The sequence below is a fragment of the Dokdonia sp. R78006 genome (assembly GCF_042466145.1).
Lineage (GTDB): Bacteria > Bacteroidota > Bacteroidia > Flavobacteriales > Flavobacteriaceae > Dokdonia.
In genome coordinates this window covers 2,565,611-2,579,299 of record NZ_JAXHBU010000001.1, presented here as the reverse complement: position 1 = coordinate 2,579,299, position 13,689 = coordinate 2,565,611, and the positions used below count along the sequence as shown (strand labels likewise).

Below are 13,689 nucleotides of genomic sequence, written 5' to 3'. Positions count from 1 at the left end.
TCTTAAAATCGCAACGTTTTATGAAGATTTCTTACAACTGGCTTAAGCAGTTTATCGATATAGATTGGAGTGCCGAAAAAACCGGAAACCTCCTTACAGACCTAGGTCTAGAAATTGAAGGAATAGACACCTACCAAAGTGTAAAAGGTGGTCTAGAAGGAATTGTAATAGGTCACGTACTTACTTGTGTGCAACATGAAAATGCAGACAAACTGAAGGTTACCACCGTAGATATAGGTGCAGATAAACCTGTACAAATAGTATGTGGGGCTCCTAATGTAGCAGCAGGACAGAAAGTGCCAGTAGCGACTATAGGAACTACACTTTATACAGAAGAAGGTGAAGCCTGGAAAATAAAGAAAGGCAAAATACGCGGTGAAGAATCTCACGGAATGATCTGTGCAGAAGATGAGCTAGGATTAGGAAAGAGCCACGATGGAATTATGATTCTTAATGAGGATCTTATCCCCGGAACTCCAGCTGCCGACGTTTTTGATATAGAAAATGATCAAGTTTTTGAAATAGGACTCACACCTAACCGTGCAGATGCAATGAGCCACTGGGGTGTTGCCCGTGATCTTAAAGCAGGTTTATTACAACATGAGGTTAATAAAGGCCTTATCACTCCATCAACGTCTTCTTTTAAAATTGAGAAGCGCTTGCATAAAATTGATGTTCAAGTTCTAGATGCAGAAAAAGCACCTCGTTATGCAGGAGTCGTAATAAGCGACTTAAAAGTGAGTGAATCTCCAGAGTGGTTAAAGCACAGACTTAAAGCAATAGGCCTCTCTCCTATTAACAATATTGTAGATGCGACTAATTATGTATTGCATGATCTAGGACAACCGCTACACGCTTTTGATTTAAACAAGATTGCAGGAGATAAAATCGAAGTGCGCACTGTAGAAGCAGGTACTAAGTTTACTACACTAGACGGTGTAGAGCGTGAGTTACATGAAGATGACTTAATGATTTGTGACGCAGAGAAACCTATGTGTATTGCAGGAGTTTTTGGTGGAGCCCACAGCGGAGTTACAGAAAACACCTCTGCTATATTTTTAGAAAGCGCCTATTTTAATCCTGTTGCTGTACGTAAAACGGCTAAACGTCATGGTTTAAATACAGATGCATCTTTCCGTTTTGAGAGAGGTATCGATCCTAATATTGCAGAGTATGCTCTTACTAGAGCTGCGCTTCTTATTATGGAAATTGCTGGTGGAGAAATTACTAGCGAGATTGTAGATATTTACCCAAAGAAAATAGAAGACCAGCAGGTGTTCTTAAACTTTGATAATGCTACAAAACTTATAGGAGAAGAACTCCCTAAGGAAGTTATTAAAGGAATCTTGATGTCACTAGATATCAAAATCAATAACGTTACAGAAAGCGGTATCGGGATGACCATACCTGCTTTTAGAAACGATGTAACTCGAGAGGCAGATGTTATAGAAGAAATTCTAAGAGTGTACGGCTATAACAGTATCACCTTTGGTAAAAAGCTTAATGCTACGGTGTCTTCAAGTTCAAAATTTGACGATCATAAAGTAAGCGACGTGATAGGAAACCAACTTGCCGCTCAAGGTTTTTATGAGATGATGGCAAATAGTCTTACTACACCTGCATATACAGCACTTTCTGAAAATCTAAAGGAGGAGCATCAAGTTGAGATGCTTAATCCACTAGGGAAAGAATTGAGTGTGATGCGACAGTCTATGTTATTTTCTGGACTAGAAGCTATCTCATACAACGTAAACCGTCGTAGAGGAAACATCAAACTCTTTGAGTTTGGCAAAACGTACCATAACTATACAGAGGAGCGCCAGGAAGATAAGCACCTTGCCCTTTTTGTTACTGGAAGTCGCACCGAAGAATCATGGACTAACCCTACCACTCCTACTAACTTCTATTACCTAAAAGGTGTAGTAAGCGCTGTACTAGAAAAGTTAGGGATTAATAAAGTTCGATCTTCTGCAGTGAAGAATGATATTTTTTCTGAGGCCGTAGGACTTTCTCTAGGAAAGCAACAAGTAGTAAGCTACGGTATCGTTAAGAAAAGTATCCTTAAGAAATTTGACTTATCACAAGATGTGTATTATGCAGATTTTAACTGGGATGCTATTTTAGAGATTGCTGCTCGTAATAATGTCAAATTTAAGGACATTCCAAAATATCCTTCTGTACGTCGTGACTTTGCACTTTTACTGGATGCTAATGTTCAGTTTGAAGATATTGCAACCATTGCAAAGCAAACCGAGAAGCAACTACTTAAAGATGTAAATCTTTTTGACGTTTATGAAGGTAAAAATCTTCCTGAAGGCAAGAAAAGTTATGCAGTAAGCTTCTTGTTACAAGACGAAAACAAGACACTTACCGATAAGCAGATAGACAAAACGATGAATAAACTGCAACAGCGATTTGAAAAAGAACTAGGAGCTACACTTCGATAGTAAGGTAGCTGTACTATTTTGAAGCTCTTAGATACTTGATGTATCTAAGAGCTTTTTTTTTGGCTCATATTTCCTTAACTGTTTTGTTTAATTAATACATAAATCACCTAGTATCAATTATTCCCATTGACATTATCGCATTTGTATTGTACCTTTAAAAGAAAAAAAGATGCTATTATCCAGAACCAACATTCACGAAAAGTTACTTCGTGAGCGCAGTAAAAGTGAGCAAGAACAAGATATCCTAGCACAAGTACAACAGGTTTTTGATCAAGACCGCTTTCGCGAAAGCGGAATCCTCAAAACCCTAAAAGGAGCTTCTGAGGCAGGTTATAACGAGTTTGACTTTGACTTACTCGAAACCTCAAAAATCTTCCACATTAAACAAATAGAGAAAATATGCGTAGACTATAGACTGCGTTTTCTCGATACCAAATACTTTAAAGGAAAATATCCTCAAGAAGTATTAGATAATATTAAGTACCTAGAAAATACGCATCACACGGAGCTTGATGGTTTTAAAATCATTGCACCTTCAAAAATGTTTGTGCTAGAAAAAGCAGACGACCCATTATTATTTGCTCCTATGGGTAATGGTTATTACTATCTAATACACCAGTGGGGTAATGACCTCAATCCTTTTAGAAAGCAATGGGCATGGTCATTTAAGTCTGTTGAGAACCTAATAGTCACGACTGTACTTATTAGTTTAATCGCCACGCTTTTAACACCAGACGGTCTTTTCACAAAGAATCAAGATTTTGGTCAAGATATTATGGTATTTTTCTTTATGTTTAAGTCCATCGGAGCAGTAGTTCTATTTTATGCATTTGCATTAGGTAAGAACTTCAACAAAGCGATATGGAATAGTAAATACGACAAAACAAGATAAACTTACCAATATAATATATGAGCATACTTCCAGACTCTCGTTATGAAAAAATCCACACTGGGTCCATCATAGAAATAAAAAGATTACAGGCCATTCTAGAGGAAAAAGACATTCCTAGTATAGTGAGAGATGATAACGAAAGTGCAAAGCTGGCAGGCTATGCGCTAGGCTCTCCTGATCAATCTAGATTGCTTGTTGACAAAGAGTATCTGGTAAAAGCAAAACATATTGTAGAAATTGCTCTTGAAGACTTTTCAAACAACGCACTATCTGACGAGGAATTAAACAATCTATCGCAACAAGAAGCGCCGAATGTAACAATCAATAGAATCACAAGACCAGCACCAGAAAAGAAAAAGCCAGAATTATCTTCTGGCCGTCTTCTCTTATATGTATTTTTCTTAGGACTCTCTATCTGGAGACTCTCACCGTTACTTCAGGGTGAAGAGCTTCCTACTTTGCGCATTGTGCTAAGTGGAGGCCTCATTGTTTTTTGTAGCTATATGCTCATTACACACTTTATGAACAAGAGTAAGGCTTAGCCTTACTCATACATTGCCATACGTTGTTCTTTTATGCTCTTGTCGCTCATGTACTCATCAAAGTTCATGTAGCGATCTATAACACCCTTAGGCGTTAATTCTATCACACGGTTACCTACCGTGCTAGCAAACTCATGATCATGCGTTGTAAGCATCACAGTGCCCTTAAAGTTTTTAAGTGCATTGTTAAACGCTGTAATTGATTCTAGATCCAAGTGGTTAGTAGGTTCATCTACCATAAGGATATTTGCACGCTTCATCATCATTTTTGAAATCATGCAACGTACCTTCTCCCCTCCTGAAAGGACATTAGACATTTTAAGCGCCTCTTCTCCAGAGAAAATCATTTTACCAAGAAAACCTCTTAAGAAAACTTCTTCTCTTTCTTCTTCTGTTTGCGCGTACTGACGTAACCAGTCCACAAGATTAAGCGTTCCATCTTGAAAGTAAGATGCATTATCTAGTGGCAAGTAAGATTGTGTAGTAGTCACTCCAAAATCAAAAGTCCCACTATCTGCTTGCTGGTTACCATTGATAATCTCATAAAAAGCAGATGTTGCACGGCTATCTCTTGAGAATAACACTGCCTTATCTCCTTTATTTAAGTTCATATCTACTCCCTTAAATAGGACTTCACCATCTAAAGTAGCGGTTAGACCAGCACAGTTAAAAATCTGATCTCCAGCCTCACGATCTCTATCGAAAATAATTCCAGGATAACGACGACTAGAAGGTCTTATCTCTTCTATATCTAGCTTATCAATCATCTTCTTACGAGATGTTGCTTGCTTAGATTTTGCAACGTTTGCAGAGAAACGAGCAATAAATTCTTGAAGTTCCTTTTTCTTCTCCTCAGACTTTTTATTCTGTTGTGCACGTTGTCTTGCTGCTAGTTGAGAAGACTCATACCAGAAAGTATAGTTACCACTGTAGTGCGTAATTTTATTGTGATCAATATCTGAAATGTGTGTACACACAGCATCAAGGAAGTGACGGTCATGCGATACAACAATCACACAGTTGTCATAGTTTGCAAGGAAATTCTCTAACCACGAGATTGTCTCATAATCCAGGTCGTTTGTAGGCTCATCCATGATAAGCACATCTGGATTTCCAAAAAGCGCTTGTGCAATAAGCACACGTACACGTTGCTTACCATCAAGATCTGCCATCATTGTATAATGATGCTCTTCTTTGATACCAAGGTTAGAAAGCATGGTTGCAGCATTACTATCTGCATTCCAACCATTCATTTCTTCAAACTTAACTTGAAGCTCTCCGATACGATCTGCATTTTCATCCGTATAGTCTGCATACAGTGCATCGATTTCTGCTTTGATTTCATAAAGAGGCTTGTTACCCATCACCACTGTCTCAAGGACATTATACTCATCATAAGCATAGTGGTTTTGCTCTAGTACAGACATACGCTTTCCAGCCTCTAGATGCACGTGACCAGAGGTAGGATCTTGTTGACCTGTAAGTATTTTTAAAAAGGTAGACTTTCCTGCACCGTTTGCACCTATGATGCCGTAACAGTTACCGTTAAGAAATGAAGTATTAACTTCATCAAATAAAACGCGCTTACCAAATTGAACTGAAAGATTAGAGACTGATAACATAAAAAACTTCTATTTTGAGCGTGCAAAAATACCTATAATTAAAGAAAGTTTAATCATAACAAACACAAAATGCTTTTAACGATATGTTAACAACATGCAAAAGTCATTAAAGTTACTTTTGGAAATAGCCATATAAGCTACCTTTTTAGTGTAAATTGACCTTTATGAAGTACCTCCTACTCTTAGTTATTCTATCCACCACCCTTACTAGCTGCGTTTTTGGCGAAGATGACAAATCTCAAGGGACATATCTAGGTGGGCAGATTATTAACCCTGTACAGAGTTATGTGCTGCTACGTAAGGGAGAAGTTGTTACTGATAGTATTCCACTAGACAGAAGAAATAGGTTTCTATATAAATTTGACAATTTTCAACCAGGACTTTACAGACTAGAACATGGAGAACATCAACTTGTTCATATAGAAGAAGGAGACAGTATATTATTAAGAGTAAACACTAAAGATTTTGATGAGTCACTTAGTTTTTCTGGATATGGGGCAGAAAAGAGTACTTTTTTACTAGACATGTATTTGCATTGGGAGAGTGAAAATGAAAGCATCAAGAAAAAATATCAAAAAAATCCAAAGAACTTTCAGAAGACGCTAGATTCTATGGCGATTACTCATAAAGAGGAACTAGATAAGTTTTTGCTTGATAAGGATTATTCGGATGAATTTATTGAAATAGCAACATCTGTAACAGAATTTGATAATTACCAGCGTAAAGAATGGTATCCATTTGCTCATTATGGGAAAGACAAGTTATCCTTCATTGATAGCTTACCTAATGATTTTTATAGCTTTCGCGAAAGCATAGATGTAAACAATCCCAATCTTGAAGAATTATATAGTTTTAGAAGATATCTTGCTTCTTACATTAATAACTTAACCTACCTTCGTTATGGAAAGGAGAACGATTATAATCGCACTTCATATATACACAATCATCACCAGATAGCAGTTATAGATAGCCTTATCAAAAACAAAGACCTTAAGGAGCGACTTTTATCTCAATTGTCACGTATTTTTATAGCAAACAGCAATAATCTAGACGAAGTAGATAGGCTTTTTGACGAAATAAAAGAAGTCTCTACTTCTGATGAAACTGTTGCACTAGTCGATGCGTTATATGACAATAACAAATCTATGCAAGCCGGAAATATGATTCCTGATGTCATGATTGTAGGTGCAGATTCTGGTATGAATACTCTCTCTAGTCGCATCACAAAACCTACGGTACTATTTTTCTGGTCTTATTTAAGAATGGCTCATATGGACAACTCTCATGCAAAAGCTCGCGAGTTGCAAGTAAAGTATCCTGAGTTTAATTTTATAGCCATTAATGTGAATACAGAGCATAATAAATGGATGCTTCACTTAAAGAAAAATGACTTTGATGAGTCTAAAGAATATAGACTTTCAAAACCAGAGCAAGCTAGAAAACAACTTGTGCTCAATGATATTAACAAGACCATCGTTCTTGATAAAGACGGGAAGATCTTAAACAGTCACGCAAACTTGCACAACTCTAAATTTGAAAACGAATTACTGGCTTATTTAAATCAATAGCCACCCACTTATAGAAATAAAAAACCCCTTTTACTTTTCAGTAAATGGGGTTTTTTATTGGTGGGAAACAAGGATTAGTTATTACCCTTCTCGTAGTCTGCTAAGAATTTTGCAAGACCGCTATCTGTAAGTGGGTGCTTTAATAACCCTTCTATAGATGATAAAGGTCCCGTCATTACATCTGCTCCTATTTTTGCACAATCTATTACGTGCATAGTGTGGCGTACGGATGCTGCTAGAATTTGAGTTTCAAACATATAGTTGTCATAAATATGACGAATCTCTGCAATAAGATTTAATCCATCTGTTGAGATATCATCTAATCTTCCTATAAATGGAGAAACATATGTTGCACCAGCCTTAGCCGCTAGTAAAGCTTGTCCACATGAGAATACTAGTGTACAGTTTGTACGTATTCCTTTATCAGAAAAATATTTTATAGCCTTAATACCATCCTTAATCATAGGTACTTTTACTACGATTTGCTCGTGTAACGCAGCAAGCTCCTCCCCTTCTTTTACCATCTCGTCATAAGTGGTAGCAATTACCTCTGCACTTACATCTCCTGTTACAATCTCACAGATATCTACGTAATGTTGTAATATATTTTCACGTCCAGTAATGCCTTCTTTGGCCATTAATGATGGATTTGTGGTAACACCATCAAGAACTCCTAGATCTTGTGCTTCTTTAATTTGGTCAAGGTTTGCTGTATCTATAAAAAATTTCATAGTCTTTTCTTTTTATGATTATACACAAATGTAGCTAAAAGTGATGTGCAGAAGCTAAGAGCGTGTTTAATTGTTTGTTAACTAAAGTTTATAATGATTAAGAAGTAGCTTTTCATACCAAGTATCTGGCAGTATGCGCTTGAGCGCAATACTAAAACGCTGCATAAAGAATCCTACGCGATAATGCACTTTAGGGTTTTTAGACTCCATCACACGTTTCACCACTTTTGCCATGATTATCGTATCCATTCCTTCATCTACATGCGCATCCATTAATGAAAGTGTATTCTTATAATTCTCTTTGTATGGGGAGTTTTCAAGTACTGGTGCGTGGTAACGGCCTGCAGCAATATTAGTTGCAAAGTCACCTGGAGCTACCGTAGTCATCTTTACATTAAATTCTTTAAGCTCCATACGGTACGCCTCTGTAGTAATTCCTAAGGCACCCTTGGTCGCAGAGTAAATACCTCTATATGGTAATCCCATATATCCTGCTATTGAGGTAATATTAATTACCATACCGCTGCGCTGTTTACGCATCGTAGGCAAGACAGCTTTTATTACTTCTAGAGCGCCAAAATAATTAGTCTCAAAGACTCTTTTAATTTCGGCATCTGGTGTTTCCTCTAGAGGACCCGTAATACCCATTCCAGCATTGTTAATCAGGTAGTCTAATCTCCCTTCCTTTTCTAATACAGACGTTACAGCAGCCGCAATAGTCGCTGGTTTTGTAACATCTAGCGCAACCATATGCACTCCTTTTTCTATATTATTTTTTGGGTTACGGCTCGTTCCATATACAGTATACGACTGGTTTACAAGATACTGAGCAATGGCTAAACCTATTCCTGAGGAAGCCCCAGTGATTAAAACTACTTTTGACATAAATCTATTTAAAGGTGGTCAAAGATAAGAAGTTCGCTTATTGTTAATTAGAACAAGCGAGATTTTGTTAGTAGTATCTTTTTAATGGAGGATTTGAGGGTTACGCTTTCGCGAAAGCATAAAAAAAACGCTCAGCATATGCCGAACGTTTTATATACGATTGTAAATGCTTGCACTATCTCGAACGCCTTGCCTTATTAAAAAAAGCGTAGTAAGGTGCTGTATCTCTAAGCATACTATATCCAGAAACTTCATCCTTTCTTCTACCATTTGAGTCTAGTAAGAGTACAGTAGGAAAAGATTTATCCTTATTGTATTTGTCCTGAAGCTTCATATTCTTCTTCTTTTGTTCTGGAGAAATGATATCTTCTCTAAAAGGGATATCTACCTCAAGCAACACAAAATTGTCTGCTTGTTGTATAAACTCATCCGTCTCCCAAAGATCTTTCTTAAGCATTTTGCAAGGTCCACACCAATCACTACCTGTAAAATACATGATAATAGGCTTTCCCTGGCGCTGCGCTACCTTTTTTGCTTTGTCAAAATCAGTATGCCATTTAGCTTCCTGAGCTTGTAATGTTACTGTCGAAATAAAGAATAATAAAAATGCTATATGTTTCATTGTACTAAAATTAGGGCTACTGCAAAGTTATAAACTTTTAGAAAATAACAAGAATCCTGCCACAATATTGTGTTACAGCCCTATATTCTGTGGAAAGTTACAAATCAAGGACCGCATTGTCCAAGGTTTTGCGCACTTTTTTCATAGTAGAAAACATATCATCTTCTGCTCTATAGCCTATAGGCATTACTAAAACAGACTGCAATCCTTTGTTAGCAAGATCAAAAAACTCATCATATCCTCCTGGAGAAAAACCTTCCATAGGGCACGCATCTATTTCTTCAATCGCACAAACGGTGAGCAAATTACCCATAGCAAGATATGCTTGTTTCGAAGCCCACAAGTCATTTTCTGCATTTGTAGCACTTCTAAAATGATCAAGAAGATAATTCTTAAATGGCTTTATAATTTCCTCTGGCGTGTTTCTGATTTCTTTTACGTTATCAAAATAGTTTTCTACATAATTTTCATCCACCTGCTTTTCAATACAGAAAATTAGCACATGTGAAGCATCTGCTACTTGTCGCTGGTTCATTGACAAAGGAACGAGAGCTTCTTGTTTCTCTTTATTACTTACTACAACTAATCGTACTGGCTGTAACCCAAAGCTAGTGGCAGTAAGATTAAAAGCGTTTTTTACTATTGCAATTTTTGAATCTGAGAGTATGCGCTGGCTATCAAACTTTTTAGTAGCATATCTCCATTTTAAAGCATCTATTACTTGTGGCATCTGTTCTATTTTAAGACCTTGCAAAGATACACTTAGAAGTAAGCTCTGTATATTTTTTGTTTATTAAATATGTAAAATTATTAAACAATTATGATTACTCTCAAAGAACGCATTGTAAATTCTGAAACCCGCATCTTTAAAGCGGTATTCCCAAATACTACAAATCATTACGACACCCTTTTTGGCGGGACTGCAATGCATATGATGGACGAAGCAGCTTTTATATGCGCCACACGCTTTAGCCGAAAGAAAGTAGTTACCATATCTACTAGCCAAATAGACTTTACTAAAGCCATTCCGCAAGGAACTATCGTAGAATTAATTGCTCGTATTGAAAAAGTAGGCAATACAAGCTGCGTAGTACGCGTTGAGATTTATAAAGAAGATATGTACAATTATGACCGTGAACTTGCAGTAGCTGGAACCTTTACCTTTGTTGCTATCAATGATGAAAAGAAACCTATTAAAATAATAGATAACGCTTAGTGCTCAAACATCTAAAGAAATTTATTGCCGTCGCTCTCATTGGGATTATCCTCCTTATTTGTGGAGTGCTCGGACTTTCTCACCATATTGAATCAAGTACAAAGAATCAAACTTTTACTCGTAGCTCAAAAGTGCCAGAAGCCTACACAGCAATAGTACTAGGTGCTAGTGTGAGAGCAAATGGCAATCTATCAACGATGCTAGAAGACCGTGTAGCAAGTGCTCTCAAATTATATAATGAAGGCAAAGTAAAACGTTTTCTACTTTCTGGAGACAACGGCACTGCTTCTTATAATGAGCCTAAGGCAATGAAAGCATACCTTATGGACAAGGGTGTTCCAGAGGATGATATCTTTCTAGATTATGCCGGCTTTGATACCTATGATAGTATGTATAGAGCAAGTTCTGTATTTAATGTAAAAGAAGCTATCGTGGTTACTCAAGAATTTCACTTGCCACGAGCATTATATATCGCAAATAAATTAGGCCTTACGTACTATGGATTTGTGGGTGATAAACGCACCTACCAGAGAGAAAGCGCAAATAAGCGCAGAGAATTACTAGCAAATGTAAAAGCTTTTCTGGAGTTGACTATAAATAAAGAACCTACGTACTTAGGTGCAAAAATCCCAATTGATGGACCACCACAGTCAAGCTATCCTCAATAAATAATTTCTAAAAAATTAAAAACTACAGTACATTTACTTTTTAAAACAAACCACTTTGTTCGCTATACTTAAAAAAGAAATATCCTCATTTTTTTCCTCGGCAATTGGGTATCTGGTTATTGGGTTATTTCTCGTAGTTACCGGTTTATTTCTATGGGTTTTTCAAGGGCCTTTTAATATCACAGAGACTGGATTTGCAGATCTCGCACCGTTCTTCCAGATTGCACCTTGGATTTTTATATTTCTTATTCCTGCGATTACCATGCGCAGTTTTAGTGAAGAACAAAAAGTAGGCACCTTAGAACTGTTACTCACAAAACCTATCTCTAAACTCCAGTTAACACTAGGAAAATTTTTAGGAGCATTTGCTCTTATCATACTTGCTCTCATACCCACACTTATTTATGTAGTTGCAATTTACCAACTGGGTAATCCCGTGGGAAACCTTGATGTAGGAGTAACCATAGGCAGTTATATAGGACTAATGCTTCTAGCTGCAACATTTACGGCAATAGGCATATTTGCCTCAAGCCTTACAGATAATCAAATCATAGCTTTTATAATCGCCGTGTTCTTAAGCTTCTTTTTATATTTTGGACTTGAAGGCATAGCAGCATTTAGTACAACAAGCAGCGTGAGAGATTTCATTAATTCAATGGGTATACAATCGCATTATACCAGCATAAGCCGCGGTGTGGTAGATACTAGAGATCTCATTTACTTTATTAGTGTAACCGCATTCTTTATCATTATTACGATGATGAAACTGCATAAAAGGAGTACACTTTCGTGAAAAATTTAAAATACATACTATCACTTCTTCTTGTAATTATCGGCCTATTTATAATTAACATTATAGGTTCGCTAGTTCACAAGCGCTATGACCTAACACAAGATCAACGCTACAGTTTAAGTGATCCTACGCTTGATTTATTAGATCAAATAGACAGTCCGCTTATTATTGATGTTTTTCTAGAAGGAAATTTTCCAGCGGAGTTTAAAAAACTTCAAAACGAGACGCGTTACCTGCTAGAGGAAATGCAAGCCTATAATGATAACATTAGGTTCGAATTTTCAAACCCAGTAGAAGATGGAGAAAATGTAGCTGAAGTTGCGGGACAATTCAATGAATTTGGGATGACTACCATCCCTCTCAAAGTAAAAGAGAACGGAAAAGAAACCACGCAAACTATTTTTCCTTGGGCTACTATAAATTTCAATGACAAGGCAGTACCGGTAGGACTTGTAAAGAATGTAGTAGGCGCTTCTCCAGAGCAACTCGTATATGCCTCCATCCAAAATCTTGAATACGTCTTTGCAGAAAGTTTACACAGCACTCTTAATGCTAAGTCTAAGCGTATTGCTGTATTGAGAGATAATGGCGAGCTACCAGATGCAAATATTGCAGATATGTTTCGTAAGCTAGGTGATACCTACAATATTGCACCTTTCCCGATGGAATTTGCAAATCAAGATCCAGATAAAGCGCTCAAAGCTTTACAAAACACCTTCGACCTAATTGTCATTGCAAAGCCTACAAAACCTTTTACAGACAAGCAGAAGTATGTGATTGATCAATATATTATGAATGGTGGTAACAGCCTTTGGATGCTAGATGCTGTAGCCATGGAAGATGATAGCCTGCGCAATGATCAAGGTAAAACTATTGCTTTCCCTAGAGATATTAATCTAGATGACCAACTATTCAAATATGGGATTAGAGTAGACCCATCCTTAGTAGTAGACCTCTACTCTGCCCCACTTAGTGTTGCATCTGGTGATGGCAGTGATGCTCAGTACATACAGCTACCATGGTTGTATAGACCACAAGTACCTAGTATGAATACGCATCCCATTAATACTAATATTGAAAAACCTGTTCTTTTCAATTATGCAAACTCGATCACTTTATTAGACAACAATAGAGGCGTAAATAAAACAGTCTTATTGCAGTCTAGTATTTATACTAAATTAGAAAGTACGCCACGAGAAATCTCTCTCGGCCAGGTAGATATTGAACCTTTAGAAAGTGATTTTCAAAGCGGACAGCAACCACTCGCCGTTCTACTAGAAGGTTCGCTTAATTCGGCTTTTACTAATAGAGTATTACCAGATGAAAGTGATAAAAGTAATTTTCGCGAAAGCGCACAAAAAAATCCTAAGCTTATTCTCATAGCCGATGGTGATATAATCTCAAATAATCTTGATGCACGCGGGCAACCACTAGAATTAGGATTTGATTATTATACAAGAACCAGCTATGGGAATAAAGAGTTTTTGCTCAATGCGATTAACTATCTCCTTGATGACACTGGGCTTATTAACATACGCAGTAAAGAAATTGCGCTTCCTTTTCTTGATATGAAAAAGACAGCACAAAGTATGACCACGTGGCAAGTCTTGACTATTGGGCTTCCGCTGGCTATTTTGCTTATCTTTGGACTCATCTACAACGCAATTAGGAAACGTCGTTACGCACGCTAGATGTTGATAAGT

At 37.1% G+C, this 13,689-nt stretch carries 13 protein-coding genes; 8 read left to right on the top strand and 5 right to left on the bottom strand.

Annotated elements, in window-relative coordinates; genetic code table 11:
• Window positions 1–20: 20 nt before the first annotated feature.
• From pheT to SJY37_RS11475, 3 genes are all read left to right on the top strand, one after another.
• On the top strand, window positions 21–2,447 hold the full coding sequence (gene pheT / locus SJY37_RS11485) for a phenylalanine--tRNA ligase subunit beta (RefSeq protein WP_379953086.1): 2,427 nt from the start codon (window positions 21–23) through the stop codon (window positions 2,445–2,447).
• 169 nt (window positions 2,448–2,616) lie between these two features.
• On the top strand, window positions 2,617–3,339 hold the full coding sequence (locus SJY37_RS11480) for a hypothetical protein (RefSeq protein ID WP_379953085.1): 723 nt from the start codon (window positions 2,617–2,619) through the stop codon (window positions 3,337–3,339).
• Between the two features lie 17 nt (window positions 3,340–3,356).
• On the top strand, window positions 3,357–3,881 hold the full coding sequence (locus SJY37_RS11475; protein ID WP_379953084.1) for a putative signal transducing protein: 525 nt from the start codon (window positions 3,357–3,359) through the stop codon (window positions 3,879–3,881).
• Window positions 3,882–3,883: 2 nt separating this feature from the next.
• On the opposite strand, the gene SJY37_RS11470 is transcribed toward SJY37_RS11475, so the two are convergent.
• Window positions 3,884–5,503 carry an ABC-F family ATP-binding cassette domain-containing protein gene (locus tag SJY37_RS11470; RefSeq protein WP_108878637.1) on the bottom strand — a complete coding sequence of 540 codons (1,620 nt, stop codon included), beginning with the start codon at window positions 5,501–5,503 and terminating at the stop codon, window positions 3,884–3,886.
• Between the two features lie 164 nt (window positions 5,504–5,667).
• Between SJY37_RS11470 and SJY37_RS11465 the strand changes: the two genes are divergently transcribed.
• Window positions 5,668–7,071, top strand: a complete 1,404-nt coding sequence (locus SJY37_RS11465; protein ID WP_379953083.1) for a TlpA family protein disulfide reductase — start codon at window positions 5,668–5,670, stop codon at window positions 7,069–7,071.
• A 74-nt stretch (window positions 7,072–7,145) separates the two neighbouring features.
• On the opposite strand, the gene fsa is transcribed toward SJY37_RS11465, so the two are convergent.
• From fsa to SJY37_RS11445, 4 genes are all read right to left on the bottom strand, one after another.
• Window positions 7,146–7,802 carry a fructose-6-phosphate aldolase gene (fsa, locus tag SJY37_RS11460; RefSeq protein WP_108878635.1) on the bottom strand — a complete coding sequence of 219 codons (657 nt, stop codon included), beginning with the start codon at window positions 7,800–7,802 and terminating at the stop codon, window positions 7,146–7,148.
• An 81-nt stretch (window positions 7,803–7,883) separates the two neighbouring features.
• Complete coding sequence (locus tag SJY37_RS11455; protein ID WP_339844910.1) at window positions 7,884–8,687, bottom strand: SDR family oxidoreductase; 804 nt, start codon at window positions 8,685–8,687, stop codon at window positions 7,884–7,886.
• Between the two features lie 175 nt (window positions 8,688–8,862).
• Window positions 8,863–9,309 carry a thioredoxin family protein gene (locus tag SJY37_RS11450; RefSeq protein ID WP_298324444.1) on the bottom strand — a complete coding sequence of 149 codons (447 nt, stop codon included), beginning with the start codon at window positions 9,307–9,309 and terminating at the stop codon, window positions 8,863–8,865.
• A 97-nt stretch (window positions 9,310–9,406) separates the two neighbouring features.
• Window positions 9,407–10,039, bottom strand: coding sequence for an NAD(P)H-dependent oxidoreductase (locus SJY37_RS11445; RefSeq protein ID WP_298324442.1), 633 nt, complete (start codon window positions 10,037–10,039; stop codon window positions 9,407–9,409).
• A gap of 90 nt (window positions 10,040–10,129) precedes the next feature.
• Between SJY37_RS11445 and SJY37_RS11440 the strand changes: the two genes are divergently transcribed.
• Genes SJY37_RS11440 through gldG form a run of 4 tightly spaced genes read left to right on the top strand, consistent with a single transcriptional unit; the run spans window position 10,130 to window position 13,677 of the window.
• Window positions 10,130–10,525, top strand: a complete 396-nt coding sequence (locus SJY37_RS11440; RefSeq protein WP_298324439.1) for an acyl-CoA thioesterase — start codon at window positions 10,130–10,132, stop codon at window positions 10,523–10,525.
• Window positions 10,525–11,193, top strand: coding sequence for a vancomycin high temperature exclusion protein (locus tag SJY37_RS11435; RefSeq protein WP_298324436.1), 669 nt, complete (start codon window positions 10,525–10,527; stop codon window positions 11,191–11,193). Before SJY37_RS11440 ends, SJY37_RS11435 begins: the two co-directional genes overlap by 1 nt.
• A gap of 55 nt (window positions 11,194–11,248) precedes the next feature.
• On the top strand, window positions 11,249–11,986 hold the full coding sequence (gene gldF / locus SJY37_RS11430) for a gliding motility-associated ABC transporter permease subunit GldF (protein WP_298324433.1): 738 nt from the start codon (window positions 11,249–11,251) through the stop codon (window positions 11,984–11,986).
• Window positions 11,983–13,677: a gliding motility-associated ABC transporter substrate-binding protein GldG gene (gene gldG / locus SJY37_RS11425; protein WP_298324430.1), complete on the top strand. Its 1,695-nt coding sequence runs from the start codon at window positions 11,983–11,985 to the stop codon at window positions 13,675–13,677. Before gldF ends, gldG begins: the two co-directional genes overlap by 4 nt.
• The last annotated feature ends 12 nt before the right edge of the window (window positions 13,678–13,689 follow it).